We start from the raw sequence: 25,892 nt of genomic DNA on the forward strand, positions 1-25,892 counted from the left end.
GAGAACCCGCCATGCTCAGCTGGGACGAATTCGATCAACCCGAAGAAGGCGTCGCCGCCAAGCCCGCCGCCGCCGCGCAACCGCAGGCCGCCATGAGCCTGGAGCGTCTGGACAGCGTCGGCGACGCCGCCGCCCACGAGGCCCGCGCCGTCACCGCCGACGACTCCGACGCGGTGGCCCGCGCCAAGGCCGCGCTCAACGAGCTGGATATCCGCGAAGGCCTGGAAGACCTCGAAGGCGCGAGCGCCCGCGTGCGCGTCGACGAGAAGCGCATGATCAACTGCCGCGCCGACCTCAACCAGCTCGTCCCCTTCAAGTACGACTGGGCCTGGCAGAAGTACCTCGACGGCTGCGCCAACCACTGGATGCCGCAGGAAGTCAACATGAACGCCGACATCGCCCTGTGGAAGAGCCAGGACGGCCTCACCGAGGACGAGCGGCGCATCGTCATGCGCAACCTCGGCTTCTTCTCCACCGCCGACTCGCTGGTCGCCAACAACCTGGCGCTGGCCGTGTACCGCCTGATCACCAACCCCGAGTGCCGCCAGTACATCCTGCGCCAGGCCTTCGAGGAAGCGATCCACACCCACGCCTACCAGTACTGCATCGAGTCCCTCGGCATGGACGAGGGCGAGATCTTCAACATGTACCACGAGATCCCGAGCGTCGCGAAGAAGGCCTCCTGGGGCCTCAAGTACACCCGCTCGATCTCCGACCCGACCTTCGACACCGGCACCCCGGAAACCGACCGCCAGCTGCTGCGCAACCTGATCGCCTACTACTGCGTGCTGGAAGGCATCTTCTTCTACTGCGGCTTCACCCAGATCCTCTCCATGGGCCGCCGCAACAAGATGACCGGCACCGCCGAGCAGTTCCAGTACATCCTGCGCGACGAATCCATGCACCTGAACTTCGGCATCGACATGATCAACCAGATCAAGATCGAGAATCCGCACCTGTGGGACGCCGAGATGAAGGACGAAGCGACCCAGATGATCCTCCAGGGCACCCAGCTGGAAATCGAATACGCCCGCGACACCATGCCCCGCGGTGTGCTCGGCATGAACGCGACGATGATGGAGGACTACCTCAAATTCATCGCCAACCGTCGCCTGAGCCAGCTCGGCCTGCCGGAACAGTACCCGGGCACCACCAACCCCTTCCGTGGATGAGCGAGATCATGGATTTGAAGAAGGAGAAGAATTTCTTCGAGACGCGGGTGATTGAGTATCAGACGGGAGGGGCGTTGAGCTGGGATTGAGCCAAAATCAAGAAAAGGAGAAAAGCCTCGTTTAAGCGGGGCTTTTTATTACGAATGAAACAGATATTTGTTTGCTTGAACACAACCGGCTCCCCTGTTTTCGATGGCCACCGTATTATTGAAATTGGTGCCGTAAAAATTGAAAACCGATCCTTGACAGGTAAATATTTCCATTGCTACCTCAATCCCTATCGCCAAGTTGAGGAGGCGGCAATTGTGGAGCATGGGATCACCAACGAGTTCTTGGCAGACAAGCCATCTTTTAGTCAGATTTCCGAAGAGCTCGATGATTTTTTCGGCACATCCGAGATATTAACCATCGACGAAAGCAGCATTCTTTTCCTGCAAAATGAGTTCACCCTTTTGCGCATCACTCCTCGCAACCCGCAGCTAGCCAGAACAGCACTAGTAGCAAGGACCGTAAAAGAACAACTTACAGCTAGAGCTTACAGAACATTCATCGAGGCAGAAAAAACTTACCGCAAAGAATCCAGAGATCTATATGGCTCCATTCTGGATGCTGAAATATGCGCAGACGCCTATCTAACCGCGACAAAAAATGAAGTTATCATCACCAGCATGAGCAACTTCCTAGAGCAGACAAGTAGCTCCGACCCAAACGACCTATTTAGAGGCGTTCCAGACCGTAGCTTTAAGCTGCTACCATCGCTTTTTAGACACAAGCAATTAGATCAACACGAAGAAAGAGAAAAAAGGATGATGTGGGTATTTAAAGCCCACTCGCGCCCTTTTTTAGACAAAGCTCCGGAAAATGAAATTCAATGGCTAACACTGGCTCAGCATCATGGCCTTCCAACTAGACTCCTCGACTGGACATTTAGCCCGCTAGTAGCTTGTTTTTTCGCTGTAAGAGAGCTTCCCGATAGGGACGGCGCGATTTATCTTTATAGGGCTAGAGCATACCAGCGCGAAGATCGCATTCAGCTTTCTAAGCTACGTAAGCCGATTGAATTCTTGCCATCCCATGGCTCTAAAAGAATTACTGCCCAATCTGGTGCATTTACCATTCACCCTGATTGCTGCCCTGAGATAGACGAACCTGCCATAGTTAAATTCATACTACCAAAAGACCTGAAACCATCGTTTCTCAGAGCACTATCGAAATACGGAATTAATAGCTCTACAATTTTCCCTGATCTTGACGGACTTTGTGGCCACATTAAGCAGCAGCAAGGATATTGATCGCTCTCACCTCGTCCGTGACGCAAAGCGTCACCCGCCCTGCTACCACGCAGGAGCGCTCGCCGTTATACACAAGTCCAGTCACCCTCTCGGTTTTCCCGAGGGAGTGCAGGGATGTCATCCGCGAGCTGAGGAAGAAATGCGTACGGCAGCGAGTAGCCCGGACATCCTTGGTGGAAAATCGCTTCGCGAGTTTTCCACCCTACGGACTGTTGGAGATTGCGGGCTGGAGCTGAGGGGAAATGTGCGTTCCCACGCGGGAGCGTGGGAACGATCAGCTGTGATTACCGAACCGGACCTTCCGCACTTTCTTACCTGTACGGTGGTTGATCGATCCCACTTCGCCCCGTGACGCAGAGCATCACCCGCCCTGCTCCCACGCAGGAGCGTGGGAGCCATCGGGGATTGGGAGTCGGGGATCGGCTTCTGCACGGCGAACCGATCGAATGATCGTTCCCACGCTCCCGCGTGGGAACGCCCGCCCGGACGCTCCGGCGTCCATGCATGGGGTACAAGGAGGCACCCATGGGCCGCAGCCGCTATGTGATTACCGAACCGGATCTTCCGCACTTTCTCACCTGCACGGTGGTGGACTGGCTGCCGCTGTTCAGCCGCCCCGCACTGGTCGACATCCTGCTCGACTGCTGGCGTTACCAGCAGGCCCACCAGGGGCTCAGGCTCTACGGCTACGTGGTGATGGAGAACCACCTGCACTATCTGGCGCAGGCCGGGGACCTGCCCCGCTGCGTGGCCGGCTTCAAGTCCTTCACCGCCCGCCGGATCGTCGAGCACCTGCAGAGCATCGGCGCAGCACAAGCGCTGGATCGGCTGCGCGCGGGCAAGAAGACGCACAAGCACGACCGCGACTTCCAGTTCTGGCAGGAAGGCAGCCATGCCGAGCTGGTATGCAGCGAGGCGGTGATGCGCCAGAAGCTGGACTACATCCACCACAATCCGGTACGGCGCGGCTATGTGGATCGGCCGGAGCACTGGCGCTACTCCAGTGCGAGGAACTATGCGGGAGAACCGGGGCTGCTGGAAATTGCAGGCTGGAACTGAGAAGAAGTATGCGTTCCCACGCGGGAACGTGGGAACGATCAGCGGAGCGAAACAGCGACTCAGCGGCAGTTGCCGGCGCAGTTTCCTCGGGCGCAGGCCGGGGGTTCCGGGTTCTTCAGTGCCCGGCTGCTGACCACGCCGGCGGCGCTCATCAGCTTGGTCACCGGCGCGTCGTCCGGGATCGAGGGGTCTTCCGCCAGCGTGCTGGCGGCGCGCAGTTCGCCCCAGGTTTTCGGACTCAGGGCCATCGGATGCTGGACTTCATACACCTGACCGTTGGCTTCGCAACGGTAATCGTAGGTCGGCATGGGTATTTCTCTCGAGGTTGAGGCGTGCATCGGCAATCTGCGGCAGCCCGCATAAACCATAAGAGCCGGCCGCCGCCATGCCCCTTCCCGTGCAGGAGAGGGACGGGACAGGTCAGGATTGTACGCCGCACAGCGAGTAGCCTGGATATCGGTGGTGGAAAATTGCTGTTTTTCACCCTACGAAGAAGTACTCGATCCGCCAGCGGCCAACTCCGTCAAACCGGCTTCAGTTCCAGCAACGCGAACCCGCACACGATACCGGCCAGGGCAATCAGGTAACCGATCCGATAGGCACGATTCTTCTGCGCCTGGCGAACGGGGTCCAACGGCTTCTTCTTTCTCACAAATCCACCTGCATCTCGACAAAACCAAAACGAATGCGCGGCGACCGGCGGCTTTCGCGAGCCGGTGACAGCGACTTCGCAGCAGGCGGGCCCGCCCTGCGCGACGCGGTCCTTTGTAGGGCGGAGAAGCCGGCTTGTCCAGCCGAACGAGCCCCGTCCGTCTCCCCGCCGGAAAACCGCTGCGGGTTTTCCACCCGTCCCCGTTTCCCGCATCTGCAAACGAAAAGCCCCGGCACCTGGCCGGGGCTTCCCAAAACGTTCGCACCTTCTACGCGACGCCGATCTGCTTCGCGAACGCCTCGATATCCACATGGTGGTCGAGCACCTCGCCGGAAGCCATCTCGATCAGATACAGGCCTCCCAACTCCCCGTACCTGTCGCTGTCGGGCTGGCAGCGCTTGATCTGCCGTTCCCCTTTCGCCGCCAGAAAATGATTGACCTTGGCCAACAAGGCCAGGTTTACCCCTGCCGTGCCCATGCTCATCCCCAATGCCGAACTGATGTGGGGCGCTAGGATGGGCGAAAGCGCTATAGCATTCAAGCTATAAAGAATATTCGGCGAGTTCGATCACTCCCGCGCCGCATGCTGACACATGGCGCCTTGGCCATTCCGCCCGCACGCCCATGCGCGGCGTGCCCAGACGGTCGTCGCTACATCAGCGAGTCGATCAGCAGGGCGTTGCTGTAGATCAGGCTGCCGTCGCTGGCCCGATGGCCGACCAAGTGGAACTGCCCGCGCTGGTCATCCGGGCGCAGATAGACCCGCAAGTGGCAGTCGGACAGCGGCCCGCATCCGGGCGGAGTGACCAGCTCCAGGGTCCTCCGGTCGACATCGACGAGTACCTCGGATTCGCCGGTGTTCTGCAGACGCTCCTCGGCCTGCTCCAGCTTCACGCGGTCGTCGCCGCTGATATAGAAGTGGATCAACCCCTGGGGAACCGATTTCTCGGTAGGGCTGGCCTTGCACCAGCTCTCGATCTCGAAGCTGCTCATCGCGCTCTCCCGAATCGACTGAAAAGACAGGCCTCATGCCCGCCCTTCAGCATAGCCAATGCGGACGCCATCCCTGCGGCCACTCATCCTGCCTGTCCTCCCGGCATCCGGGGGCGGGCAGCCCCGACTCCGCCGCTCAACCTGTTCCCTTCCGGGCACTCAGGGCGCCCCGAACAGCGCCGTCCAGTAGATCCCCGCGTCGCTCTTCGGATCGGCCGCATAGGCCGCGCCCAGTTCGCGGAACTGCGGGTTCATCAGGTTGGCGCAGTGGCCGGGACTGGCCAGCCAGCCGTCGACCACCTTGTCCGCGTTGTCCAGCGCGGCGGCGATGTTTTCGCCGATCTGCCCGCCGGCGTAGCCGGCCAGTTCCGCCCGGTCGCTCGGGGTGCGGCCGTCGCGGTCCTTGTGATCGAGGAAGTTGCCGTTGGCCATGGTCCGGCTGTGACTTTCGGCCGCCGTGCCCAGCACGGCGTTCCAGGCCAGCGGCGGCGCGGCGGCGAAGGACTGGCCGCCGCACTGGCGAGGCTGCGCGCGGGCGGCATTGATCCGTTCGAGCAACTTCTGCCCTTCCACCTGCCAGTCGCCCATGCGCCCGGCCAGCAGCGGTCGCGCCAGCACGATGCGCCAGTCGCGCTCCACACGGCTGATCCCGATATCGACGAACTGCGGATCCAGCAATATCTGGCAGAAACTCTGTTGCAACGCCGTCAGGGCAGTCTGCGCGTCGCGCGGTCCGGACAGGTTGATCGCCTGGGCGTTGACCAGCGGATAGGCCGCGAGGCTCAGGGCCTCCCGCAAATCCCCGACGACCCCGGCCGGCAGAACCAGCCGCGAGTCCTCGGTCAGCGGCGGCAGCTCCCCGGACGCCTGGCCGGCACAGCTCTGCACCTGTGCCCGATACGCGTTGATCGACTCCACCAGCCGCGCCTCTTCGTCGGCCCCGGCAGCGGCGGCGAACAGCAATCCAAGGACACGGCGGCGAGCCGCACCACGAATGAAGCAATGCGCATGGAAACCTCCTTGATCTGAGTGCGTCCATGATGCGCGATTGCGGGCCGTTCGATCACGCCCGGGATTGCGAGCGCTCCCACGCTGCACCGTGACGCAGAGCGAGCGATCGGGTTCGTAACGCCTTGCCATGCAGGCCTCCAGCCACTTACGGCGGCGATGCTATCCATTCGGACTTTTCGTACTGGACTCATTTGGCCGTTCGTAGAATTCCATTGCTCATGCGCCACTTTGTGCTTTCGTTGATGTGTGTAGAGAAAAAGCCCGTAGTAGCAAATGCATAACAATGGAATATCAAAGCCAGTTCAGCGAGGGCTCCACACAACTATCGAGACGGCACTAAGGAGACAGCCATGGAAAACATCAACCAATGTTTGAAGGGATTTCAGGAGCAACTGGAGCACCTGCAGAACAATGCAGCCCTGAAAACGCTCCAGGAGCAGATGGAGAACTTCCAGAAGCATGGCGCACTGAAAGCGATCCAGGAGCAAATGGAGCACTTACAGACCAATTCGATGCTGAAAACGCTTCAGGAGCAGATAGAGCAACTTCAAAACAACGCGGCACTGAAGGGCTTTCAGGAGCAGATGGAAAAATTCCAGAACAATCCGCTGCTCAAGGAGTTTCAAGAGCAGATGGAGCGTTTTCAGAACGATCCGGAGCTGAAAGCGCTTCAGGAGCAGATGGAGCAACTTCGCAACAACCCGGTAATGAAGGGATATCAGGAGCAGATGGAGTATTTCCAGAACAACATGGAGTTGAAAACGATCCGCGAAGAAATGGAAAAACTGCAAAACAATCCCGTGCTGAAAGCGCTCCAGGAAGAGATGGAACACCTGCAGAACAATCCGGCGCTGAAAGCGATCCAGGAAGAAATAGAGCAATTTCAGAATACGGCGGCATTGCAAGCGATCCAGGAGGAAATGGAGCACTTTCAGAACAACCCGGCGCTGAGAACGTTCCGGGAGCAGATAGAGCACCTGCAGAACAATCCGGCGCTGAAAACGATTCAGGAAGAGATGGAACACTTTCAGAACCATCCGGCGCTGAGGGCGATTCAGGAGCAGATGGAGCAAATCCAGCAAAAACCGGCCTGAGCCCCAGGCGGGGCGCTAGCCCACCGCTTGCACAAAGGCATACCGCCGTCCCGCTCCCACGCCGTGTAGTGTGATGTGAGCGATCATTCGAACGGGCAATAAAAAACCGCCGGCAGGTCCGGCCTGCCGGCGGTTTTTTCTCCCGTGGACTCAGGCGATGCGCAGTTGCTCCTCGGCGAGGAAGTCTTCCTCCAGCAGGCGGTCGCGGCTGGCCGCGCTGCCGGCAGCTTCGAGGCCAGTGCCGACGCGCTTGTTGCGCTGCTTGCCGAGCCGGTGGGCCAGGGCGTGACCGAGCTTTTCCATGGCGCCGTCCAGGGCGAATTCCAGGGACTCGGCGTTGTGGCTCACCGACAGCGGCTGACGCCCCTTGGCGCGGGCCTCGATCAGGCAGCGCTTGTCGTTGGCGCCGGCCTTGTTGCCTTTCTCGTCGTTCAGATGGACGACAACGCGGGTCAACTCCTCGTCGTAACGCTCGAACTTGCTGGCGACAGTGGCACGGACCCAGCCGGCCAGGCGGGCACTGCCTTCGATATGGTTATCGCTGTGAACCTGGAGTTGCATACGCCATTCCTTCTTCAACCGATCAGCAAGGGTGCCGCGTACTTAGTAGTAGCATCGCGACACCTCCAGATTACTCCGAACCAGGGCGCCTGGAAGCCCCTGCAGCAGGAAAAATACGCATTGCTGACCTTTGTCAGAAGTTCGTAACAATGGCGGTGATGGGGGATGGACATGCAATCCGAGACAGGCCTAGGATCGATTTCTCGGTCGCTCCCGGACCGCAGCGTTCCCCCGGTGGTCACCTGTCCTGCCTTTACGCAGGAGCATGGAGTCGACCGGCGAAAGACGCCCCTGTCGGGGATCGTTCCCACGCAAAAGCATGGGAACGACCGGGCAGGCTATTTGCGATCCTTCTCTTTCCTTTCCCTCACGGTCGCGCGCCCGCCCATGCTGGGCTCGCCGGTCGTGGACGGCCAGTTCTTGGGCGGCAATCCCTCTCCACCGCCCTTCTCGTGGGTGGGCTCGCCCTTGTGTCCACCCTTGGATCCGCTGGTCTTCGGCATGACGATCACCTCGCTGGGTACTGCGCGGAATGCACCCTGTCAGTCTAGACGACGCACCGCCCGCCCCCGACCCACAGGGCGACGCAAGGCCCACCGCCCGGCTCCGACCCGGACGCGGGAACGATCAAAAATCGCACAAGGCGGGTACAATGGCCGCCCTGTTTCGCACCGGTTGCCACGCCATGTCATTACCCAAGCACCATCTGGAACTGCTCAGCCCGGCACGGGATGTGTCCATCGCCAGGGAGGCGATCCTGCATGGCGCCGATGCCGTGTATATCGGCGGCCCCAGCTTCGGTGCGCGGCACAACGCCGGTAACAGCGTGGCGGAGATCGCCGGTCTGGTGGAGTTCGCCCACCTGTTCCATGCCCGGGTGTTCGTCACCCTCAACACCATCCTGCACGATGACGAGCTGGAGCCGGCCCGCCGGCTGATCCGGGAGCTGTACGACGCCGGCATCGACGCGCTGATCGTGCAGGACATGGGCATCCTGGAGCTGGACATTCCGCCCATCGAGCTGCATGCCAGCACCCAGTGCGACATCCGCACCCTGGAAAAGGCGAAATTCCTGGCCGATGCCGGCTTCTCCCAACTGGTGCTGGCGCGCGAGCTCAGCCTGCAGGAGGTCCGCGCCATCGGTACACAGGTGGACTCGACCATCGAATACTTCATCCATGGCGCGCTGTGCGTGGCGTTTTCCGGGCAGTGCTACATCTCCCATGCGCAGACCGGGCGCAGCGCCAATCGCGGCGACTGCTCGCAGGCCTGCCGGCTGCCCTACACCCTGAAGGACGACCAGGGCCGCGTGGTGGCCTACGACAAGCACCTGCTGTCGATGAAGGACAACAACCAGAGCGCCAACCTGCGGGCGCTGATCGATGCCGGCGTGCGCTCCTTCAAGATCGAGGGCCGCTACAAGGACATGGGCTACGTGAAGAACATCACCGCCTATTACCGGCAGTTGCTGGACGAGGTCCTTGCCGAGCGTCCCGAGCTGGCCCGCGCCTCCAGCGGCATCACCGAGCATTTCTTCGTGCCGAGCCCGGACAAGACCTTCCACCGGGGCAGCACGGACTACTTCGCCAACGAGCGCCAGATCGACATCGGCGCCTTCGATTCGCCGACCTTCACCGGCCTGCCGGTGGGCGAGATCCTCAAGGTCGGCAAGAAGGACCTGATCGCCAGGACCCATGAGCCGCTGTCCAATGGCGACGGCCTGAACGTGCTGGCCAAGCGCGAGGTGCTGGGCTTTCGCGCCAGCGTCGTCGAACAGCTCGAGCAATCCGAGCAGGACGGCAAGTCCCACTGGCAGTACCGCATCGAACCCAACGAGATGCCGGCCGCCTTGAAGCAGTTGCGCCCCCATCATCCGCTGAACCGCAACCTGGACCACAACTGGCAGCAGGCATTGCTGAAAACCTCCGCCGAGCGCCGCGTGGCGGTCCGCTGGCACGTCCAGCTGAGCGAAGAACGGCTCGTCCTGACGGTGACCAGCGAGGAAGGCATCGGCGCCCAGGCCCGCCTGGCCGGGCCGTTCGGTCTGGCGAAGAAGCCGGAGCAGGCGCTCGAGCAGCTGCGCGACCTGCTCGGTCAGCTGGGCACCACCCTCTACCATGCCGAGGGCGTGGAGATCGACGCACCGCAGGCGTTCTTCGTCCCCAACTCCCAGCTCAAGGCCCTGCGCCGCGACGCCATCGACGCGCTGAACGCCGTGCGCCTGGCCGCCCACCCGCGCGGCGGTCGCAAGCCGGTCAGCGTGCCGCCGCCGGTGTATCCGGAATCGCACCTGACCTTCCTGGCCAACGTGTACAACGAGAAGGCCCGTGCCTTCTACCACCGCTACGGCGTGCAGCTGATCGACGCGGCCTACGAGGCCCACGAGGAGACCGGTGAGGTGCCGGTGATGATCACCAAGCACTGCCTGCGCTTCTCCTTCAACCTGTGCCCGAAACAGGCCAAGGGCGTCACCGGCGTGCGCACCAGGGTCGCGCCGATGCAATTGGTGCATCAGGACGAGGTGCTGACCCTGACCTTCGACTGCAAGGCCTGCGAGATGCACGTCATGGGCAAGCTCAAGGGCCACATCCTCAACCTGCCCCAGCCCGGCAGCACGGCCAGCGTCGTCGGCCAGATCAGTCCCGAGGATCTGCTCAAGACCATCAGGAACAGGCCGCAGCATTGATCCCGGTGCCCCCTCGTCGCGAAGGGGCCGATCGATCGCTCTCCGTTCGTCGGAGAGCGGTCGATCAAGGACGATCCGACGGCACCTTCCGGTAAACGCTGGCGTGCCAGTAGCCCCGCATCAGCAGATGCAACGGCCCCGCCCAGCCTCGTCTGCGCAATTGCCGCGCGATGAGGATGTTCATGATGCCGTGTCCCATCAGCAGCACGCTGCCATGCGTCTCGGCCAGCTGGATGAGTCGCTCCGCCGCCGCGCCGGCCCGCCGGTTCGACTCGCCGATCGGCTCGGTGTGCCGGGCGAAACCGCAGAACCAGGCGCTGCGGAACAGCAAGCGCCACAGGGACGCCGGCAGGCGCGGGAAAGGCCAGTCTGGGTAGGGCAGATGGGCCTCGGCGAACAGCGGATCGGGCTGCCGACAGCAGTCCGTTCCCAGCAAAGCCCTGGACTGCACGCAGCGCGCAACGGAACTGCATACCACCACCCCCGCTTCTGCGGCGAGCGCAACGAGCCGGTCGGGCAGCTCATGGCCGGCCACGTCCGCCTCGTTGTAGCGCGCGATCCACTCCTTCATCTGCGCCGGGCTGCACCAGCGCGCCGCGGAATGATCGGGCCGGCCATGACGCACCAGAATAATCCGCATGGATACTCCTCCCTGTAGTGCATTAAAAAAAACACTACAAAACCATTGACACCAGCCTGTCTGTCCTTGGATGATGGAGACGCTTCCCTAACAGGGAGCCCTGGTAAGGGTGTTCGCAGATTGCCCGGCCCACTCGCCGAGCTAACCTCGCGACTGTACTGCCCACAAGGCAGACTGATGAAGTTGACTGGCAGTAATCGTCATTTGGCGGCGAGAAGTGCTGGCGAGACATTCTGATGATGCTTGTGGCTGGCCGTACAACCCCTCACGGTCCGCTATTCGAAGTCATCGGGTGCTCGCCACCTTCCCTCCCCTCCGATTCCGTCATGGCTTCCCCAGGCTCTGCCTCGTGTAGCAAGCCAAAACCGGCGCTACATAAGGCTCATGTTGTGATCTGAACCCGGCTGGCACGGCATGCAGGCCAGCGTCCCGACCCTTTTGGCGACGGATGACTGGCCTGACTCCGAACGACAGCACACGTTTTTCGCACAACGTTCGATCCATAGAGGACCTTGAACATGAACCTGAACAACACACTCTCCCCCGAAGAACTGGCTCAACTGTTCGCCCAACGCCTGGACAAGAACGAAAGCCATATCCTCTGGGTCAGCGAATCTGGCGACGTCCATCTCGACTGTCTTCCGGCCGGCATGGCGGAAGAAGAGTTCGAGAAGCGCATCCCCAACATGCGCGTCCGGCTCAGGACCTATCGCCGGGGGAAAGGCTACGTCGGGAAAAAGGCTGCGGCAGACAGGGACTTCATCGGCCGCGTTCATCAGACCCTGACCGAAAACTGGCGCGTCGCCCGGAGCAATCCCGGCGTCCACTACCTCGACAGGTACTGCTGATCGCCCCGGCAGGCTCCCCTCTTTCCAATCCCCTCGACCGTTCCCACGCCCTTGCGTGGGAACGCCTCTCCGGCGGCCCTCGCCGGCTCGCACGGGCACCTCGCCCAGCGGCAAGTCAACGCCGCCTCGCCTCCGTACTAGGTCTAGACTGAAACCAACTCCACAACCAAGGCCCACGCCAGGGAGGTGACGGTGCACGAATCGCGCATCCCCCACTGATCCACTTCCCCCTTTTCCCTGGAGATCGACGCCATGAGCAAAAGCCATGAAGCCCACAAGGCCACCAAGAAGAAACCGCTGAAGAACGCCCAGGAAAAACGTCAGGCCAAGCGCACCAAGAAGTCCGAGCACAGCCTGCTGGGCAGCCACGCCGCCACATCCTGAGCCGCGGCCTGACCCGGCGCCGCGCGCCGGGTCGTCGGGCCCGAGCCGGACATTGTCCCCTGGCAACTTGCATGACGGCCGGATCAAGGTAGGCTGAACACCCTCATCGAACAGGAGTATCCCCATGGCCCGTGCCACCGCCCGTCACATTCTGGTTCCCACCGAAGCCAAGTGCCTCGAACTGAAAGCCGCCATCGAAGCCGGCGCCGACTTCGCCCAGGTCGCCCGCGACAACTCCACCTGCCCGTCCGGCCGCGACGGCGGCAACCTCGGCTCGTTCGGCCCCGGCCAGATGGTGAGGGAGTTCGACACCGTGGTGTTCAGCGCCCCGCTGAATGTCGTGCAAGGTCCGGTCAAGACCCAGTTCGGCTACCACCTGCTCGAAGTCACCAGCCGCCAGGATTGAGCCGGCCGTCGCCACGGCCTTCGACCTGACTGTCCCCGCCCGGCGCCGCCGGGCCTCTTCGGCACACCGCTAACCGGCAGCGAGTCCCCTGCCGCCGTTCATCAAGGCGAACCAGCGCGGCGCCCTTCGCGCCAGCAGCAGCGCGGCGGAAAAAGCAATCGCCAGGGTGACGAGAACGCTGGCCAGGTAGTGCGCCACCATCCAGCCATCCGTTGGGGTCGGAACCAAGCGCCACAGCTGGATCTTCACCTCGGCGATGAGGGGGAAATGCGTGGCATACAGGAAGAAGGCCAACCCGCCGTAGCGCGCGACGACGGCGCCCGCCGGAGTCGCCGCCAGATGCAGGACGATCCCCCAGCACGCCAGTACCCCGAGCAGGCGCATGGCACGAGTCGCCGTTGCCAGCCACTCGGAACGCTGCTCGTCACCGTCCAGAAAGAGCGGGGCCGCGGTCCGCAGCGCGACGAGTGCGACGTAGGCCGCCAACAGCCTCAGCGTCGCGCGCCGACCCATTTCCAGCGATACGTCGCGGACCTGGAGCCAACCGCCGAGATAGAAGAAGAACACCACGTCGCTGCGAAAGAAGATCAGCAGGTCGTGGCCGGCAATCCACGCCAGCCCCAGCAGCGCCAGGCCCAGGCCAGGCGCATGGCGCAGCGCCAGCCACAATAGCGGGCTGACCAGGACGCTCACGAACAGATCGCGCACGAACCAGAACTGGAAGCCCACGGGGTGCCCGGTGAAACCGAACAGGGCGTTGAGGTAGTCGATCCAGCCGGCGCGCTCGAAGCGGATATTGAGCACATTGAATAACGGGGCATCTGGGCGCCAGTTGAACAGGAGCAGCAGCATCGCCAGGAAGGCGGCGTTCCAGAACACCAGCGGGAGGTACAGGGAGATCAGCCGGCGGCGGATGCGCCGCAGCAGTTCGCCGCGAACGGTGTGCGGACGTCCAGTGAAGGAAAAGAACAACCAGCCGGAGATCAGGCTGAGCAGGGGAACCGCGCTGAAGAAGAAGAACAGCACGAAGCTGTTGACGAAGGTCGCCAGCGGATGATGCACCACGTCCATGCCGTCGAACGGCGAAGCCTGCGAGTTCGGATACTCCAAGTAATGCAGGAACACCAGGCCGACGATCAGCGCGATGCGCGCAAAGCCGATGGCTTGCGACAAGTCCCGTTCGGTCAGCGGCCGGGCGTCGCGGCGCAACCATCGCACAAGGCCATCGCCGACTTTCACTGCCTGGAGTGTCACAGGCGTGCCCTCCATGGGGATGATCGAAACGCACTCTTCGTTCGGAACGAGGGGTGATCCGCGGATGGCCCGGCATTACCGCTCGCTCGCCCACTCCCGGTCCCCGGGTCGCATCCGCCCAAGGCGACGCTCCGCGCCCTGTCGTGGCGAGCGCCGGGACGGCCTGACGAATTTCTGGACAGTTTGCGGGGAAGAACGGTTGCACGGGTTATGTGCCCGACAGCGGGAAACTGTCGACCACGCCCGGTGCTCTATGCCTGCAACTGGCAGGCGATTCGCTCGATGCAGGCGGCGAGGCGCTGTTCGGCTTCGCGCAGTTGCTGGCCCTGCTGGAGCAGCGGGACGCACAGATTGAGAGCCGTCAGCACCAGCAACTCGTCCTTGCTGGCGTTGGGAAAGCGCTGCCGGCTCTCCGCCAGACGCTCCTGGAGCAAGTCGGCGGCTTCCTGCAGGGCGCGCTCCTCGTCGGCAGTGGCCCTGATCGGGTAATCGCGCCCGAGGATTTTCAGGACACGGACGCCGTTTTCCTTCATGCGACGCTACTGGCGCCGGCATGCTCGATCAGCGCCCGCAGGCGGGAGAGCGTGGTGGCCTGCCGCTCCTCCTGCTCCATGGCGGCCAGCTGAAGGTTGTCGTTTTCCTCCCTGGCCTGGCGCAGCGCCTGTTCAAGCTGGCTGCAGTTTTCGGCCAGCGTCCGGTTCTGTTGCAGCAGGTCGGCTACAACGCGTTCGAGTTGCGCAAGGGTCGTTTCAAGCATGGCAAGTATCTGAATCCGAGAAGGAGCGGGAAAGGTTAGCTAAGAACACCGGCAACGGGGAAAGTTTTTGCTTCGGGCATTTCTATGCTGTGACGCAGCACATCGCTCCGGCACCGGGGCACAGCGGGCGATCCTCAGGCATGGCCGAACCAGTGCTGCCAGACCAGACGCGCGGTCAGGGCCAGCACCACGCAGATGAACACCGGACGGATGAAGCGGGCACCGCCACCGATGGCGGTGCGAGCGCCCAGCCATGCGCCGGTCATCAGGGCGCCGCCCATGCACAGTCCCAGCGCCCAGGCCACATGGCCGGTGCCGATGAAGACGCCCAGGGCCATGGCATTGCTGACGAAGTTCATGGTCCGCGCCACGCCGCTGGCTCGCACCAGGTCGAGCGGATAGAGCAGCAGGGTGCTGACCGTCCAGAAGGCGCCGGTACCGGGACCTATGGCGCCGTCATAGGCGCCCAGGACCAGGCCCTGCGGCCACTGGCGCCGCTTCGCGATCGGAACGTCGGGGGCGTGGGCGCTATTCGGCGTGCGGTTGAACAGCAGGTACAACCCGCAGGCAAAGACGACGACCGGCAGCATCTGGTTGAGCCAGCGGGCCGGCAGGTAATGGGCTATCGCCGCCCCGAGCAGCGCGCCGAGGGCGGTGGCGACCAGGGCGCCCCACCATTGCCGGGGCTGGAACAGGCCACGGCGCATGAAGGTCAGGCTGGCGATGGCCGCGCCGAAGGTGGAGCTGAGCTTGTTGGTGCCCAGCACCAGGTGCGGCGGCAGACCGGCGGTCAGCAGCGCGGGAACCGTGATCAGTCCGCCCCCGCCGGCGATGGCATCGATGAAGCCGGCGATGAACGCCACGCCCGCCAGGACGGCAAGCGTGACAGGGTCCATGGCAATTTCGAAGGCAAAGGGCATGGGCTGGCGCGACCTCGGGGAAGAAGGCCGCGGATGGTAGCGCGCCGTGCCTGCTGCCGTGAATGCAGACGGGCAGCTCTTCGGGCCTTCCCGGCCGCCCCGCGCTCCCTTAGGGCCTGGCCGTGCGCCACAGCTCCGGCCAGTCGTCGGGCGTGCTGCCGGTACAGCGCTGCATCATCTGCGCGGACTGCAACTGGAAGCGCTCGCCGTCGAACAGCCAGCTGCCCGCATCCCCGCAATCGCCGACACCCCTGCCCTTCATGAAGTAGCCGAGCGCTCCGCTCCCCTCGTCGTAGTCGACCCAGCCACCGAGGCCTTCGCCACCGAGCGGCAGGGGCTCGATGCGCAGCGGCTGCTGCGGATAGGGTGCCTCCCGGCCAACCCGGTAGAGAACGAAGTTGCAGTTGTAGGCCGCGCAGGACGTCTGGATCAGCACCAGCGCCTCTCGTGCGTTGAGCGCATAGGCCTCCGCCTCGGGCTCCTGGCCGTCCGCGTCCTCCTCCTGCCATTCGCTGCGGGTGGCGGCCAGCACCGCCTGGGCGATGCGCCGGCGCTCGTCGTCGGCCAGCGGCACGACGCCGGGAAACGGGCGCAGCAGCGGTGCCGGCGGCGCCTCCGGCACCTCGCGGTCGTCACGCTCGCCGGCGCGGTACAGCGCGCCGCGGGTATCCAGCCGCTCCTGCACCGAGTCCATCAGCAACAGCGCCGCGGACAGGCCGGCCAGGGAAACCGCGGCCTGCTCGTCTGCCGTCGCCTCCAGGCGCAGGGTCTCGCCGTTGCGCCACTCGGCCAGCAGGCGGCGCGCCGTGTCGCCTTCCGCGCTGAGCGTCAGCATGTCCTCGCTCGTCTCGCGCTGCAGGGCGTCCACCAGCTCATCCGGCAGCGGGCGGTCGTCGGTCGACAGCGGGAAGCGCCCGGCCTGTCCGGCGTAGGTCAGACGAACCCGCGGTTGCGCCTTGGGACCGGCATCGCGGCTGACCACCAGGCGCAGCGGGCTGAAATCGAAGGGTGCGGCACTGATGGCCTGGCAGCTGCGCAGGTTGTCGCAGGCCACCACCCAGTCCTTGATCTCGCGGTACAGGGGCACCGGCTCCGGCGCCGCCTGGGCGGCGCTTCCGAACAGGAACAGGATCAGGGGCGACAGGCGCGGCATGCGAACTCCATTCTTCGGGGACAATTTTGCCGCGCATCTTGCGCGCCGGAGTACGGCACCACAAGCACGGCCGGCAAGCGCTGCAGACTGCCGCCCACGGCGCCCTCTCCCTCGCCACGAGCTTGATAACGGTGTTTTTGCGGCAGATTGCCATTATTTTCCCGCAGCTACCGCCAGGATGAACAACGGCACCCTGATCTATGCTCCCTTCGCCACAACCACAAACCGGAGGGAGCCTCCATGGGTCTGTTCAGCAAGATTCTCAATTCGCTCGGTTTCGGCTCCAAAGCACACGCGCAAGAAACAACGCCCGCCGGCACGCCGACGACACCTGCCCCCTCGGCGCCAGCCGCTCCGGCGGCGTCCAGCGTGGATGTGGTGGGCAAGCTCGAAGGTCTGGCGGCCAGGCATCCGGAACAACTCAACTGGCGGACCTCCATCGTCGACCTGCTCAAGCTGCTCGACCTGGACAGCAGCCTGCAGGCGCGCAAGGAGCTGGCCGGCGAGCTGGGCTGCCCGCCGGAGAAGATGGGTGATTCGGCACAGATGAACATGTGGCTGCACAAGACCGTGCTGCAGAAGCTGGCGGAAAACGGCGGCAACGTGCCGCCCGAGCTGCTGCACTGAAGCCCCTGCGCCCCCGGCCGGCATCCGCATCCGGCCGGGCAGGTGCCGGTCTGCCCGCGAGGCGCTAGAATCGTCCCCTTTCGTTCCCGGGCCGGCCGGGAGTCAACCGTCGCAGCGAGAGAATCGATATGGGCGCCCAGTGGAAAGCCAGACCCAAGGAAATTGCCGCCAACGCCAAGGGCAAGATCTTCGGCAAACTGGTCAAGGAAATCATGATTGCTGCGCGTAATGGCGCGGACCCGGACATGAACCCCAAGCTGCGCCTGGCGGTGCATCAGGCCAAGAAGGCGTCGATGCCCAAGGACACCCTGGAGCGCGCGATCAAGAAGGGCGCGGGCCTTACCGGCGAGGTGGTCAACTACGAGCGCACCCTCTATGAGGGCTTCGCCCCGCATCGCGTGCCAGTGATCGTCGAGTGCCTGACCGACAATCTCAACCGTACCGTGGCGGAAATCCGCGTGCTGTTCCGCAAGGGCCAGCTCGGCACCTCCGGCTCGGTGAGCTGGGACTTCGACCATCTGGGCATGATCGAAGCCACTCCCGAGAGCGGCGCCGATCCGGAACTGGCGGCCATCGAGGCCGGCGCCCAGGACTTCGAGCCCGCCGAGGACGGTGCCACCCTGTTCTACACCGACCCGACCGATCTGGATGCGGTGTGCAAGGCACTGCCGGAGTTCGGCTTCACCGTGCAGTCGGCCAACCTCGGCTACAAGGCGAAGAACCCGGTGAGCCTGTCCGGCGCCGAACTCGAGGAAGTCGAGGCCTTCCTCGAAGCGCTCGACAACCACGACGACGTGCAGAACGTCTACGTCGGCCTGAGCGTCTGAGTCCCTCCGCCCCCGGCTTGCTCCCGCCGCCATGCGGGAGCCGGCTCACGAAGGCCTTCGCCGGGGTCGCGGCTCCGTCGCCAGGCTAGCGCTGCCCGACGCCTCACACCGCATTGGGCTCCCAGATCAGCTCGCCGTCGTCGCGGATCTCGAGCACCTTGGTCAGCGCGGCCTCGGCCGCCGCATCGGCCTCGGAGGCCAGGTCGTAGCGCTGGCCGTTGGCTACCTGATGCACGCGGGCGTGCTCGTCGACACCGCGGCGCTTGACGGCTATGACGGCTTCGAAGGCTTCATCGGCGGGAATGGCCGAGGAAATGGCGTCGAACTTGGCAAAATGCTTGCGGGCCATACGACTCTCTCCTGGTGGTCGCTGTGCAGTAATGGACAACGCAAGCCAGGGAAAGCTTCACCCAGCGGCACACCCCGGATTGCGCGGGCGGACGCTGCGACGTGCAACCGTTTACTTGCAAATCCGTGCCACGTATAAACGGCACGAACTTCCTTCAACCCTCAATGCCACAGGATCCGAACATGTCCAACAACCCGGTAAACATGGAAATCTTCGACATGGCCGATGAGTTCATCGCCGTCGCCAACCGCCTGCTCGAAGAGGAACAGAAGGATCTGGGGCAGATCAGCGCGGCCATCCGCTACGCCGCGGCGCGCTTCAGCGCCCATGAGGCGGCCTGCCGCTCCGGCGATCTGTCGGTCGACAAGGAAAAGGCTTTCAACTGGTACACCGAGCAGTTCAGCAAGATGCTGGACGAGAACCTCGACCAGCACATCGAGATGGCGAAACAGCGCTGAACAGACGCCCGGCAGGCGAGGCTCCCAAGCCCGCCCGCCGACGCTCCTCCCCGCCGACAGGCAACTACAGCGGCCGCCGGAACACGACCAGCTTGGCCAGCAACCGCTGTACCACCTCGCCGCGCTGATTCAGCGTCAGGCTTTCCAGGACAACGATGCCGCGATCCGGCTTGGAGCGCGACGGCGTGATCGCCTGGATGCAGCTCTCCACACGCAGGATGTCCCCCGCCCGTGTCGGCCTGGGCCAGTCGATCTCGCCGCCGGCTCCGATCAGCCCGTCGGCCAGCGGCATGCCGCTGGTGACCAGGAGGCGCATGGTGATGGCCGCGGTATGCCAGCCGCTGGCCGCCAGCCCGCCGAACAGGGTCTGCCGGGCCGCCGCGTCGTCCAGATGGAAGGGCTGCGGGTCGAATTGCGCGGCGAAGGCCTTGAGAGCGGCCTCGTCCAGCACGAACTCGTCGCTGCGAAAGCGCGCGCCCACCGCCAGGTCGTCCAGATAAAGGGGCGCTTTCCGTTGCATCTCGTTCATGGTGCCTTCCTCTTGTCCCATTGCAGACATCCTCCCGTGCCGTTCGCCCGGGAGCAAGAGGAAGGTGCGATAACGTCCGACGCCGGGAATCCGGCAGGAACGCCGGTCACGGGCGGAAGACGCCTGGCGGGGTTACCCGGCAGAAGCGGTGGGTGGAAAAGCGCCTGACGGCTTTTCCACCCGCTCACGCAGCGGTAATCCCGACCGCTCAGGCGGCCTGCGGGGGAAAGAGCGGTTTGCCGTGGTCGAGACACTGGTCGACCAGCCACTTGCCGTGGGCGATAGAAGCGTGCTGGGCCTGTTCCAGCTCGGCCATGAGGGCATATCCGACCGGCAAAGGCATCCGCCGGGTGGTGCGCCCCTCGGGCGTGGTGATCTGGCAGCCGCCGGCCCAGGGCGTCGGGCCGCCCTCATGCTGCAGAACGTCGGCGGTGATGGTGTGGTCGCGGTAGGTGCATTGCATCAGGGTCATGATCGGAACCTCGCTGTCTGCAGCAGGCCGCCCGCCGGTCGGCCGCGGATATCCGCTGCACAGGCACAACCGCCGATGCGGCCCGGATGGCGTCGCCGGCTTCCTCCGGCGGCCCGAGCGCCGGCAGAAAGCGCAATCCCAGCCCTCTCGTCCGGCCCTGAGAGGGTATAGCACAGCCGTCAGTCGGCCGCCGTCCTGGCGATCTATAGTTGCTGGAGAGCCAGGCAGTGCCCCGGCCCCTCCCATCCAGACCACGGAGCCGGCGCTCCCTGCGCCCAGACAATCTCGACTCAAGCGTGGGAGAACACTCATGTCCGACATGGAGCATCGACCGGGAGTCCGCGAAGCCTATCTGGTGAAACGTCGTCTCAAGCTCGAAGCGCTGGATGCGACCCGGGCTGCAGCCATCGCCCAGGAAATCGACCGACTGGTCGGCGTGGACAACGTGGCGCTCGACAAGACCCGTGGCCAACTGGATGTCGCCTACGATGCCGCGCATTTGCGCATCGAGCAGCTCGAGGCGATCGTGCGCAAGCACGGCGGCGATCTCGACCCCGGCTGGTGGACGCACTTCAAGGAGGGCTGGTACCGCTTCACCGACCAGAACGTGCGGAACAACGCCCGGCACGAACCCTGGTCCCACCACCGGATAATGCCCAGAAGGTAGACGGCCTGCGGAACGCGGAGCGGCAGCACGATGCGGCTCGCGGCACAAAACGGGCGCAGGCGACCGGGCTACGGCCTGGCGAATCGGCAAAACCGCTGCTGCGCCCCGGCAAAAGCCTTACAATCCCCGCCCTTTTCATCCCTGTCTGTAGCCGAGGATACCTCATGAGCACCCTGCCGCCCTGCCCCAAATGCGCATCCGAATACACCTACGAGGACGGCACACAACTGGTCTGTCCGGAATGCGCCCATGAATGGTCTGCCAACGGCGCGGCCGAGACGGCGGCCGAAGGCGACAAGGTAATCAAGGACTCGGTCGGCAACGTCCTGCAGGACGGCGATACCATCACCGTGATCAAGGACTTGAAGGTCAAGGGATCGTCCCTGGTGGTGAAGGTCGGCACCAAGGTGAAGAACATCCGTCTGTGCGACGGCGATCATGACATCGACTGCAAGATCGACGGGATCGGGGCGATGAAGCTGAAGTCGGAATTCGTGAAGAAGGCCTGACACCTGCCAAGGCGGCGCCCCGGGCTCGAGGCGCCGCCTGCAGCGGCAGCGTGGTCAGCCACGCTGCCGGAGGGCCGGTCAGACGAAGTCTTCGTCGTCGCCGAAGAAGTCGCCGCCCTCGCCGCTGTCGGCGAAGTAGTCCTCTTCCGGCGCCGGGCTCTCTGCGACCTGAGGCTCCGGCTCCGCTGCCGGCTCGTGCGCGGCCGCGGTTGCCGCGGCAGCCGCCTGCTCCTCGTCACCGTTGAACATGTCCATCAGCACGTTGCCCAGCACCATACCGCCGGCCACGCCGGCCGCGGTCTGCAAGGCTCCGGAGAGGAAGCCGCCACCACCGCCGGCCGGGGCGCCGAAAGCGCCGCGCTGCTGAAAGCCCGGCTGCTGACCGAAGCCGCCCTGATTGCCGTAGCCAGGCTCGCTCCAGCCAGAGCTCGCCGGACGGGCCACCGGCTGCGGACGGGCAACGGGCTGCGGTTCGCTGCGGCCACTGCCGAACAGGCCGGACAGGAAGCCGCCGCTGCTCTGACGGGGAGCGCTCTGGGCCTGCTGCTGGAGCTGCTCGACCTGCGCCTCCAACTCCTTCACGCGGCTGTCGAGCCGCTGGATGGCGCTCTCCTGGACGATGATCGCCTGGGCCATGTAGTAGGGAGCGGCCGGCTGACGGGCGACGTGCTCCCTGATCACGTTGTCGGCCTGCGGATCGCGCGGCGCGGACTGGGCTTCGGCATCGCGAAGGCGGGAAAACAGGCCATCGATCAGATTCTTCTCTTCAGACTGCATGGTTTTCTCTTGACTGGGTTGCCGATAGAGGAACGCATACCGGAAAGCATGCGTGCATTACATATATGAGGACAGAGACGGAAAAATCAAACGCACTTTGTATCCAATCTTTCCGACACTTCGGAATGCTCCGCCCAAAGCCGTGAAAAAACAGTGAAATACACGTGGAAGCAGTAAAGCTCATATGTATTTTTTCACTGGGAAAACATGATTTGATACTGCGGTTGCGCCCCCGGAATGTCAAAGTCCGTCCATTACAAAATTGTCTTTCGAATTATTACTCCTTGTTATATTCAATATTTCGCAACCGCCCATTAATAAAAGCCGCCGGAAATCCCAATCGAACAACCGGCCCAGATTAAAACGTGCGGTTCCTCTATCCGCCCTATTGCCGCGCCGTCCCGGCCGGCGAAGGGCTGCGGCGCTTTGTTCCCTACCCCACACAGGAACGCCAACCCGCTATGTAGAGAAACGCACAGAAAACACAAACATCTTAATAAAATCAATAAGTTAAAGCATGGCATAGGGCTTGCTTGGAAGCTTTCTCCGTGATTACCAAGGCTGGTCCGGCATGAAACTTCTCATCGATCGACCCTACGTCGAGGCGTTGGTCAGCGCATTCCCCGAGCTGTCGGCGCTGGCCCATCAACTGAAATTCGGCAACCGGGCCGAAGTGGTCTTCGAGCAGCTGACGCTGGCGCAGCTCGACCACCTGCACCGGCTGTACCTCGCCGCAGGTCCCGGCATGGAGCTGCGCGCGGCGCAGATCGCCACCCTGCGCCGCGCGGTCAGCGACGGCGGCGAGCGCTACGGCGAGCGCGACCTGGAGCGGATGGTCCCGGCGGTCGCCGAGTTCCTGATCCGCGGCGCGCTCCGCGGCTGGCTGTTCAAGATCAACATGGCCGGCAAACCGCTCGCCTACCTGGTGTCGCGCATCGACTTCACCCCGCCGGGCGAAGAGGAAAGCGGGCGCATCCTGATCGAGCTGAAGGCCAACTCCATGGCCCGGGTCGCCTCGCAGACCCTGACCATCCTCGAACGCGACATCCTCGGCCGGACCATCGCCGAGATCCTCATCGCCAAGGGCTTCCTCAAGGAGACCCCGGAGCTGATCGCCGCCTACGACCACTCCACGGCGCGCTTCTTCGAGCACCGTGCCGACTACGGCCGGCAGTTCGCGGCGAGCGGCACCGGCATCTTCGCCGAGGATCCGACCGCCACCCACCGCAGCAACGACTGGACGCGCAAGGAGCGCGTGGTGCTCTCCTCCAGCGGCGGCAGCGCGCGGCTGGTCAACGACGAGGAAATCCTCAAGGACCGCGACCTGGCGCTCGACGCCAGCGGCGACGTGCTCGGCAAGTACCTGCGCAAGGCCGGACGCAGCGTGAAGTACGACGAGCGCGTGGAGAAGGCCGCCGAGGCGGTGCGTGCCGACATCCCCGAAGGGGTGTTTTCCGAACTGCCGGTGCACGGCTACATCCTGATGTTCCACCTCGACCTGCACCACCACCTGTGGGTGCATGTCGACGACATGCAGCCCTACGTCTACCAGCCGGAACTCAAGGACAAGCTGATCCTGCCGCCGGAGCAGACCGACCTGATCGACATCCTCACCGCCGAGATGGACGTGCTGATGGACGACATCGTCGAGGGCAAGTCCGGCGGCACCACGGTGCTCTGCGCCGGCCCGCCCGGGGTGGGCAAGACGCTGACCGCCGAGGTCTACTCGGAGATCATCAAGCGTCCGCTGTACCGCGTGCATTCCGGCCAGCTCGGCCTGAACGTCGGCGAGATGGAGAAGACCCTCAAGGCCACCCTGACCCGCGCCCAGCGCTGGGGCGCGGTGATGCTGATCGACGAGGCCGACGTGTACATCAAACGGCGCGACGACAACATCACCGCCAACGCGGTGGTCGGCGTGTTCCTGCGCGTGCTGGAGTACTTCAACGGGTTGCTGTTCCTCACCACCAACCGGGTCGACGACATCGACGAGGCGGTGGTGTCGCGCTGCATCGCGCTGATCAAGTACCACCCGCCCGGCCTGGAGGATCGCCGGCGGATCTGGCAAGTGATGACCGAGCAGTTCGGCCTGGCCGTCGGCCCCGAACTCTGCGAGCGCCTGGCCGCCCTCTTCCCCGACGCCAGCGGCCGCGACATCAAGGGCCTGGCCAAGCTGGTGGCCAAGTACTGCCACCACAAGTCGGTGGCGCCGACCCTCGCGGTGTTCGAACGTTGCAGCATCTTCCGCGGCATGGACATGGGCGGGCACGCTTGAGGGACATCCATCCGACCGGGCGCAGGCCACGGCGACGCTATCGTCGCCGCCCTGCCGCTGCGACAGAACCGCCCGCCCGACGCACCGTCCTATCGATTAGGGCAGTCGGGCAGGTCCATGCGATGAGACTCAGGTTCGTCTCGGCCAGCGAGGAAGACTTACGCGAGGTGCGCGAGGCGCTGGCCCCTTGCGGCGTGGAGGTGTTGCCCTGCCTCGCCCCGATCGACGAGCTGCAGCTCCTCGACATGCAGCGCCAGGTCAGCGACAAGCTGCTCAGCGCCTTCAAGCGGATCGGCAAACCGCTGTTCGTCGAGAGCACCGGCCTGCTGATCCGCAGCCTGAACGGCTTTCCCGGCGGCCTGACGCAAATCTTCCTCGACCAGCTCCTGGCCGAACGCTTCAGCGAGCTGGTCGGCCGCCTGGACGACCCCAGCGCCGAGATGAAGACCCTGATCGGCTACTGCGACGGGCGCAAGAAGTACTTTTTCGAGAGCACCCAGCCCGGGCGCATCGCCGCGCAGCCGGCCGGCGACAGCGAGCTGACCTGGGAGCGGGTGTTCATCCCCGAGGGACAGGAACAGACCTACGCCGAGCTGGAGGCGGACCGGCGCCTGTCGGTGCGCCGCCAGGCACTGGAGACCTTCGCGGCCTTTCTGCAGGAGCGCCAGCCATGGAAAACCTGAAGGAAGCCTATCAGCAGAACCGTCTGATCCTGTTCATCGGCTCCGGGGTTTCGGCCAATATCGGCCTGCCGCCCTGGGACCGGCTGATCGAGGAGATCGCCCTGCAGCTCGACTACGACCCGGACGTGCTCGACACCTACGGCAACTTCCTCGCCCTCGCCGAGTACTACCGCATCCGCAAGGGCAGCCTGGGCGCGCTGCGCAGCTGGATGGACCGCGAGTGGCACAAGAGCATCGAGATCCGCGACTCGGAGATCCACCGGCTGATCGTCCACGGCCAGTTCCCGGCCATCTACACCACCAACTACGACCGCTGGCTGGAGAGCGCCCACGACGCCTACCAGGTGGACTACGTGAAGATCGCCAACGCCAGCGACCTGGCCAAGGCCCGCGAAGGCGTGCGCCAGATCGTCAAGTTCCATGGCGACTTCGACGACGACGCCTCGCTGGTGCTGGACGAGACCAGCTACTACGAGCGTCTGCAGTTCGAGACGCCGCTGGACATCAAGCTGCGCGCCGACACCCTGAGCAAGGCGGTGCTGTTCATCGGCTACAGCCTCTCGGACACCAATATCCGCCTGCTCTTCTACAAGCTCTCGAAGATCTGGCGCCGCCACGAGACCCTCGGCGTGCGGCCGATCTCCTACGTCTTCACCCACAAGCCCAACCCGGTACAGGAGGAGATCCTCAGCCAGTGGGGCATCCGCATGCTCTCCTCGGAGGACGACGATCCGGGGCAGGCGCTGGAGAACTTCCTCCGGGAACTGGTGGAAGAAGGCTAGTCCTCTCCTCCCGACCCGGCACAAGGCCGCCCTGGCAGCGGCCAACGGCATTCGA

Annotated in this window: 32 protein-coding genes and 2 pseudogenes; 17 read left to right on the forward strand and 17 right to left on the reverse strand. The window is 63.8% G+C overall.

Features of this window, described 5'->3' with window-relative positions; all coding sequences use genetic code 11:
- The first annotated feature begins 11 nt into the window (after positions 1 to 11).
- The 4 genes and pseudogenes from Atro_RS05350 to Atro_RS05365 all read left to right on the forward strand — a co-directional run bounded on the left by Atro_RS05350 (position 12) and on the right by Atro_RS05365 (position 3,523).
- A pseudogene (locus tag Atro_RS05350) lies at positions 12 to 1,261 on the forward strand (ribonucleotide-diphosphate reductase subunit beta).
- A gap of 54 nt (positions 1,262 to 1,315) precedes the next feature.
- Positions 1,316 to 1,783 (forward strand): annotated as a pseudogene (locus Atro_RS05355) (exonuclease domain-containing protein); the annotation flags it as partial.
- A 57-nt stretch (positions 1,784 to 1,840) separates the two neighbouring features.
- The gene (locus tag Atro_RS05360; protein WP_497927617.1) at positions 1,841 to 2,464 is read left to right on the forward strand and encodes an FRG domain-containing protein; all 624 of its coding nucleotides are present in this window, start codon (positions 1,841 to 1,843) and stop codon (positions 2,462 to 2,464) included.
- 525 nt (positions 2,465 to 2,989) lie between these two features.
- The gene (locus Atro_RS05365) at positions 2,990 to 3,523 is read left to right on the forward strand and encodes an REP-associated tyrosine transposase (protein WP_497926744.1); all 534 of its coding nucleotides are present in this window, start codon (positions 2,990 to 2,992) and stop codon (positions 3,521 to 3,523) included.
- Positions 3,524 to 3,582: 59 nt separating this feature from the next.
- Here Atro_RS05365 and Atro_RS05370 read toward each other — a convergent pair whose 3' ends face one another.
- From Atro_RS05370 to Atro_RS05390, 5 genes are all read right to left on the reverse strand, one after another.
- Positions 3,583 to 3,831 carry an FmdB family zinc ribbon protein gene (locus tag Atro_RS05370; protein WP_497926745.1) on the reverse strand — a complete coding sequence of 83 codons (249 nt, stop codon included), beginning with the start codon at positions 3,829 to 3,831 and terminating at the stop codon, positions 3,583 to 3,585.
- A 215-nt stretch (positions 3,832 to 4,046) separates the two neighbouring features.
- The gene (locus Atro_RS05375; RefSeq protein ID WP_497926746.1) at positions 4,047 to 4,175 is read right to left on the reverse strand and encodes a hypothetical protein; all 129 of its coding nucleotides are present in this window, start codon (positions 4,173 to 4,175) and stop codon (positions 4,047 to 4,049) included.
- 268 nt (positions 4,176 to 4,443) lie between these two features.
- Positions 4,444 to 4,659: a hypothetical protein gene (locus Atro_RS05380; protein WP_497926747.1), complete on the reverse strand. Its 216-nt coding sequence runs from the start codon at positions 4,657 to 4,659 to the stop codon at positions 4,444 to 4,446.
- A gap of 167 nt (positions 4,660 to 4,826) precedes the next feature.
- A complete protein-coding gene (locus tag Atro_RS05385; RefSeq protein ID WP_497926748.1) occupies positions 4,827 to 5,168 on the reverse strand; it encodes a hypothetical protein in 342 nt (113 codons plus the stop codon).
- A gap of 159 nt (positions 5,169 to 5,327) precedes the next feature.
- Entirely contained in the window at positions 5,328 to 6,164 is an 837-nt protein-coding gene (locus Atro_RS05390; RefSeq protein WP_497927618.1) for a CAP domain-containing protein, read from the reverse strand.
- Positions 6,165 to 6,529: 365 nt separating this feature from the next.
- Between Atro_RS05390 and Atro_RS05395 the strand changes: the two genes are divergently transcribed.
- Entirely contained in the window at positions 6,530 to 7,273 is a 744-nt protein-coding gene (locus tag Atro_RS05395) for a hypothetical protein (RefSeq protein WP_497926749.1), read from the forward strand.
- A gap of 150 nt (positions 7,274 to 7,423) precedes the next feature.
- On the opposite strand, the gene Atro_RS05400 is transcribed toward Atro_RS05395, so the two are convergent.
- Positions 7,424 to 7,834, reverse strand: coding sequence for an HPF/RaiA family ribosome-associated protein (locus Atro_RS05400; protein WP_497926750.1), 411 nt, complete (start codon positions 7,832 to 7,834; stop codon positions 7,424 to 7,426).
- 338 nt (positions 7,835 to 8,172) lie between these two features.
- A complete protein-coding gene (locus Atro_RS05405) occupies positions 8,173 to 8,337 on the reverse strand; it encodes a hypothetical protein (protein WP_460431483.1) in 165 nt (54 codons plus the stop codon).
- Positions 8,338 to 8,519: 182 nt separating this feature from the next.
- Here Atro_RS05405 and Atro_RS05410 point away from each other — a divergent pair, with 182 nt between their 5' ends.
- Positions 8,520 to 10,520, forward strand: a complete 2,001-nt coding sequence (locus tag Atro_RS05410; RefSeq protein ID WP_497927619.1) for a peptidase U32 family protein — start codon at positions 8,520 to 8,522, stop codon at positions 10,518 to 10,520.
- A gap of 64 nt (positions 10,521 to 10,584) precedes the next feature.
- On the opposite strand, the gene Atro_RS05415 is transcribed toward Atro_RS05410, so the two are convergent.
- Positions 10,585 to 11,160: a histidine phosphatase family protein gene (locus Atro_RS05415; RefSeq protein WP_497926751.1), complete on the reverse strand. Its 576-nt coding sequence runs from the start codon at positions 11,158 to 11,160 to the stop codon at positions 10,585 to 10,587.
- A 518-nt stretch (positions 11,161 to 11,678) separates the two neighbouring features.
- On the opposite strand from Atro_RS05415, the gene Atro_RS05420 reads away from it, so the two are divergent.
- From Atro_RS05420 to Atro_RS05430, 3 genes are all read left to right on the forward strand, one after another.
- Complete coding sequence (locus tag Atro_RS05420; protein ID WP_497926752.1) at positions 11,679 to 12,008, forward strand: hypothetical protein; 330 nt, start codon at positions 11,679 to 11,681, stop codon at positions 12,006 to 12,008.
- 252 nt (positions 12,009 to 12,260) lie between these two features.
- On the forward strand, positions 12,261 to 12,392 hold the full coding sequence (locus Atro_RS05425) for a hypothetical protein (protein ID WP_497926753.1): 132 nt from the start codon (positions 12,261 to 12,263) through the stop codon (positions 12,390 to 12,392).
- A gap of 124 nt (positions 12,393 to 12,516) precedes the next feature.
- Positions 12,517 to 12,798, forward strand: a complete 282-nt coding sequence (locus Atro_RS05430) for a peptidylprolyl isomerase (protein WP_497926754.1) — start codon at positions 12,517 to 12,519, stop codon at positions 12,796 to 12,798.
- A 69-nt stretch (positions 12,799 to 12,867) separates the two neighbouring features.
- Here the strand turns inward: Atro_RS05430 and Atro_RS05435 are convergent, their stop codons facing one another.
- The 5 genes from Atro_RS05435 to Atro_RS05455 all read right to left on the reverse strand — a co-directional run bounded on the left by Atro_RS05435 (position 12,868) and on the right by Atro_RS05455 (position 16,882).
- Positions 12,868 to 14,067, reverse strand: coding sequence for an acyltransferase family protein (locus Atro_RS05435; RefSeq protein ID WP_497926755.1), 1,200 nt, complete (start codon positions 14,065 to 14,067; stop codon positions 12,868 to 12,870).
- 236 nt (positions 14,068 to 14,303) lie between these two features.
- Entirely contained in the window at positions 14,304 to 14,585 is a 282-nt protein-coding gene (locus Atro_RS05440; protein WP_497926756.1) for a cell division protein ZapA, read from the reverse strand.
- A complete protein-coding gene (locus tag Atro_RS05445; protein ID WP_497926757.1) occupies positions 14,582 to 14,809 on the reverse strand; it encodes a hypothetical protein in 228 nt (75 codons plus the stop codon). Before Atro_RS05445 ends, Atro_RS05440 begins: the two co-directional genes overlap by 4 nt.
- Before the next feature lie 134 nt (positions 14,810 to 14,943).
- Positions 14,944 to 15,729, reverse strand: coding sequence for a TSUP family transporter (locus Atro_RS05450; protein WP_497926758.1), 786 nt, complete (start codon positions 15,727 to 15,729; stop codon positions 14,944 to 14,946).
- 109 nt (positions 15,730 to 15,838) lie between these two features.
- A complete protein-coding gene (locus Atro_RS05455) occupies positions 15,839 to 16,882 on the reverse strand; it encodes a DUF1176 domain-containing protein (RefSeq protein WP_497926759.1) in 1,044 nt (347 codons plus the stop codon).
- Positions 16,883 to 17,122: 240 nt separating this feature from the next.
- Here Atro_RS05455 and Atro_RS05460 point away from each other — a divergent pair, with 240 nt between their 5' ends.
- Positions 17,123 to 17,509 (forward strand): DUF3597 domain-containing protein, encoded by a 387-nt coding sequence (locus Atro_RS05460; protein ID WP_497926760.1) that lies wholly within the window; start codon positions 17,123 to 17,125, stop codon positions 17,507 to 17,509.
- 128 nt (positions 17,510 to 17,637) lie between these two features.
- Positions 17,638 to 18,336 carry a YebC/PmpR family DNA-binding transcriptional regulator gene (locus Atro_RS05465; protein WP_497926761.1) on the forward strand — a complete coding sequence of 233 codons (699 nt, stop codon included), beginning with the start codon at positions 17,638 to 17,640 and terminating at the stop codon, positions 18,334 to 18,336.
- 103 nt (positions 18,337 to 18,439) lie between these two features.
- Here Atro_RS05465 and Atro_RS05470 read toward each other — a convergent pair whose 3' ends face one another.
- Positions 18,440 to 18,685, reverse strand: coding sequence for a hypothetical protein (locus Atro_RS05470; protein WP_497926762.1), 246 nt, complete (start codon positions 18,683 to 18,685; stop codon positions 18,440 to 18,442).
- Positions 18,686 to 18,867: 182 nt separating this feature from the next.
- Here Atro_RS05470 and Atro_RS05475 point away from each other — a divergent pair, with 182 nt between their 5' ends.
- Positions 18,868 to 19,143: a DUF3144 domain-containing protein gene (locus Atro_RS05475; RefSeq protein ID WP_497926763.1), complete on the forward strand. Its 276-nt coding sequence runs from the start codon at positions 18,868 to 18,870 to the stop codon at positions 19,141 to 19,143.
- A 64-nt stretch (positions 19,144 to 19,207) separates the two neighbouring features.
- Here Atro_RS05475 and Atro_RS05480 read toward each other — a convergent pair whose 3' ends face one another.
- Positions 19,208 to 19,693: a MaoC family dehydratase gene (locus Atro_RS05480; protein ID WP_497926764.1), complete on the reverse strand. Its 486-nt coding sequence runs from the start codon at positions 19,691 to 19,693 to the stop codon at positions 19,208 to 19,210.
- Positions 19,694 to 19,880: 187 nt separating this feature from the next.
- Positions 19,881 to 20,144, reverse strand: a complete 264-nt coding sequence (locus Atro_RS05485; RefSeq protein WP_497926765.1) for a hypothetical protein — start codon at positions 20,142 to 20,144, stop codon at positions 19,881 to 19,883.
- 310 nt (positions 20,145 to 20,454) lie between these two features.
- Here Atro_RS05485 and Atro_RS05490 point away from each other — a divergent pair, with 310 nt between their 5' ends.
- Positions 20,455 to 20,811 carry a cation transporter gene (locus tag Atro_RS05490; protein ID WP_497926766.1) on the forward strand — a complete coding sequence of 119 codons (357 nt, stop codon included), beginning with the start codon at positions 20,455 to 20,457 and terminating at the stop codon, positions 20,809 to 20,811.
- A gap of 164 nt (positions 20,812 to 20,975) precedes the next feature.
- A complete protein-coding gene (locus Atro_RS05495; RefSeq protein ID WP_497926767.1) occupies positions 20,976 to 21,320 on the forward strand; it encodes a zinc ribbon domain-containing protein YjdM in 345 nt (114 codons plus the stop codon).
- A 78-nt stretch (positions 21,321 to 21,398) separates the two neighbouring features.
- On the opposite strand, the gene Atro_RS05500 is transcribed toward Atro_RS05495, so the two are convergent.
- A complete protein-coding gene (locus Atro_RS05500; protein WP_497926768.1) occupies positions 21,399 to 22,097 on the reverse strand; it encodes a DUF2076 domain-containing protein in 699 nt (232 codons plus the stop codon).
- Between the two features lie 571 nt (positions 22,098 to 22,668).
- Between Atro_RS05500 and Atro_RS05505 the strand changes: the two genes are divergently transcribed.
- From Atro_RS05505 to Atro_RS05515, 3 genes are all read left to right on the forward strand, one after another.
- Positions 22,669 to 24,372 (forward strand): ATP-binding protein, encoded by a 1,704-nt coding sequence (locus Atro_RS05505; protein ID WP_497926769.1) that lies wholly within the window; start codon positions 22,669 to 22,671, stop codon positions 24,370 to 24,372.
- A 122-nt stretch (positions 24,373 to 24,494) separates the two neighbouring features.
- Complete coding sequence (locus Atro_RS05510) at positions 24,495 to 25,055, forward strand: non-canonical purine NTP pyrophosphatase (RefSeq protein ID WP_497926770.1); 561 nt, start codon at positions 24,495 to 24,497, stop codon at positions 25,053 to 25,055.
- The gene (locus Atro_RS05515) at positions 25,043 to 25,837 is read left to right on the forward strand and encodes an SIR2 family protein (protein ID WP_497926771.1); all 795 of its coding nucleotides are present in this window, start codon (positions 25,043 to 25,045) and stop codon (positions 25,835 to 25,837) included. Before Atro_RS05510 ends, Atro_RS05515 begins: the two co-directional genes overlap by 13 nt.
- Positions 25,838 to 25,892 lie beyond the last annotated feature (55 nt).

Source organism: Azotobacter tropicalis (genome assembly GCF_059739045.1).

Excerpts from the sequence above, each read along its gene's own strand:
- Atro_RS05425 (WP_497926753.1), top strand. The coding sequence starts at position 12,261 with ATGAGCAAAAGCCATGAAGCCCACAAGGCCACCAAGAAGAAACCGCTG.
- Atro_RS05490 (WP_497926766.1), top strand. The coding sequence starts at position 20,455 with ATGTCCGACATGGAGCATCGACCGGGAGTCCGCGAAGCCTATCTGGTG.
- Atro_RS05480 (WP_497926764.1), bottom strand. The coding sequence starts at position 19,693 with ATGGGACAAGAGGAAGGCACCATGAACGAGATGCAACGGAAAGCGCCC.
- Atro_RS05430 (WP_497926754.1), top strand. The coding sequence starts at position 12,517 with ATGGCCCGTGCCACCGCCCGTCACATTCTGGTTCCCACCGAAGCCAAG.
- Atro_RS05445 (WP_497926757.1), bottom strand. The coding sequence starts at position 14,809 with ATGCTTGAAACGACCCTTGCGCAACTCGAACGCGTTGTAGCCGACCTG.
- Atro_RS05395 (WP_497926749.1), top strand. The coding sequence starts at position 6,530 with ATGGAAAACATCAACCAATGTTTGAAGGGATTTCAGGAGCAACTGGAG.
- Atro_RS05455 (WP_497926759.1), bottom strand. The coding sequence starts at position 16,882 with ATGCCGCGCCTGTCGCCCCTGATCCTGTTCCTGTTCGGAAGCGCCGCC.
- Atro_RS05410 (WP_497927619.1), top strand. The coding sequence starts at position 8,520 with ATGTCATTACCCAAGCACCATCTGGAACTGCTCAGCCCGGCACGGGAT.
- Atro_RS05365 (WP_497926744.1), top strand. The coding sequence starts at position 2,990 with ATGGGCCGCAGCCGCTATGTGATTACCGAACCGGATCTTCCGCACTTT.
- Atro_RS05385 (WP_497926748.1), bottom strand. The coding sequence starts at position 5,168 with ATGAGCAGCTTCGAGATCGAGAGCTGGTGCAAGGCCAGCCCTACCGAG.
- Atro_RS05400 (WP_497926750.1), bottom strand. The coding sequence starts at position 7,834 with ATGCAACTCCAGGTTCACAGCGATAACCATATCGAAGGCAGTGCCCGC.
- Atro_RS05500 (WP_497926768.1), bottom strand. The coding sequence starts at position 22,097 with ATGCAGTCTGAAGAGAAGAATCTGATCGATGGCCTGTTTTCCCGCCTT.
- Atro_RS05495 (WP_497926767.1), top strand. The coding sequence starts at position 20,976 with ATGAGCACCCTGCCGCCCTGCCCCAAATGCGCATCCGAATACACCTAC.
- Atro_RS05370 (WP_497926745.1), bottom strand. The coding sequence starts at position 3,831 with ATGCCGACCTACGATTACCGTTGCGAAGCCAACGGTCAGGTGTATGAA.
- Atro_RS05415 (WP_497926751.1), bottom strand. The coding sequence starts at position 11,160 with ATGCGGATTATTCTGGTGCGTCATGGCCGGCCCGATCATTCCGCGGCG.
- Atro_RS05475 (WP_497926763.1), top strand. The coding sequence starts at position 18,868 with ATGTCCAACAACCCGGTAAACATGGAAATCTTCGACATGGCCGATGAG.
- Atro_RS05465 (WP_497926761.1), top strand. The coding sequence starts at position 17,638 with ATGGGCGCCCAGTGGAAAGCCAGACCCAAGGAAATTGCCGCCAACGCC.
- Atro_RS05450 (WP_497926758.1), bottom strand. The coding sequence starts at position 15,729 with ATGCCCTTTGCCTTCGAAATTGCCATGGACCCTGTCACGCTTGCCGTC.
- Atro_RS05485 (WP_497926765.1), bottom strand. The coding sequence starts at position 20,144 with ATGACCCTGATGCAATGCACCTACCGCGACCACACCATCACCGCCGAC.
- Atro_RS05460 (WP_497926760.1), top strand. The coding sequence starts at position 17,123 with ATGGGTCTGTTCAGCAAGATTCTCAATTCGCTCGGTTTCGGCTCCAAA.
- Atro_RS05420 (WP_497926752.1), top strand. The coding sequence starts at position 11,679 with ATGAACCTGAACAACACACTCTCCCCCGAAGAACTGGCTCAACTGTTC.
- Atro_RS05360 (WP_497927617.1), top strand. The coding sequence starts at position 1,841 with ATGAGCAACTTCCTAGAGCAGACAAGTAGCTCCGACCCAAACGACCTA.
- Atro_RS05380 (WP_497926747.1), bottom strand. The coding sequence starts at position 4,659 with ATGAGCATGGGCACGGCAGGGGTAAACCTGGCCTTGTTGGCCAAGGTC.
- Atro_RS05515 (WP_497926771.1), top strand. The coding sequence starts at position 25,043 with ATGGAAAACCTGAAGGAAGCCTATCAGCAGAACCGTCTGATCCTGTTC.
- Atro_RS05435 (WP_497926755.1), bottom strand. The coding sequence starts at position 14,067 with ATGGAGGGCACGCCTGTGACACTCCAGGCAGTGAAAGTCGGCGATGGC.
- Atro_RS05405 (WP_460431483.1), bottom strand. The coding sequence starts at position 8,337 with ATGCCGAAGACCAGCGGATCCAAGGGTGGACACAAGGGCGAGCCCACC.
- Atro_RS05510 (WP_497926770.1), top strand. The coding sequence starts at position 24,495 with ATGAGACTCAGGTTCGTCTCGGCCAGCGAGGAAGACTTACGCGAGGTG.
- Atro_RS05505 (WP_497926769.1), top strand. The coding sequence starts at position 22,669 with ATGAAACTTCTCATCGATCGACCCTACGTCGAGGCGTTGGTCAGCGCA.
- Atro_RS05440 (WP_497926756.1), bottom strand. The coding sequence starts at position 14,585 with ATGAAGGAAAACGGCGTCCGTGTCCTGAAAATCCTCGGGCGCGATTAC.
- Atro_RS05470 (WP_497926762.1), bottom strand. The coding sequence starts at position 18,685 with ATGGCCCGCAAGCATTTTGCCAAGTTCGACGCCATTTCCTCGGCCATT.